The sequence below is a fragment of the Tetzosporium hominis genome, from assembly GCF_002265435.1.
GTDB lineage: Bacteria > Bacillota > Bacilli > Bacillales_A > Planococcaceae > Chryseomicrobium > Chryseomicrobium hominis.
This window is the reverse complement of sequence record NZ_NOKQ01000291.1, coordinates 1-256: the sequence shown is the minus strand read 5'-3', so window position 1 is coordinate 256 and position 256 is coordinate 1. Positions and strand designations below refer to the sequence as shown.

The window sequence follows — 256 nt, the reverse complement described above, 5'->3', positions numbered from 1 at the left end:
GGCTCCCTATGGGATATCAGTTCACCGATTAAAGACTTCAGCGTTTCCCATTGATTGTAGGGATGATCCTGGACTTTAAGAGATGTGCACAATAACCCCTTATATGTGATTTTCCACTGAGCGAAGGCTTTTTTTACGTCATTCAGATAAGAAGCCAGTGTAAGCTCATCATCACGATGCTTATCGATCTGATTCACGATCAGGTAAAGCGGCTTCCCCCAATCCGACAAACTCTTCGCAAACATCAGATTACTCT

General features: G+C 43.4%; 1 protein-coding gene. It reads right to left on the bottom strand.

The window, feature by feature from the left end; translation table 11 throughout:
- Window positions 1–256, bottom strand: a 256-nt coding sequence (locus tag CF394_RS15985) for a P-loop NTPase family protein (RefSeq protein ID WP_133079843.1), incomplete at both ends; no start/stop codon positions are given.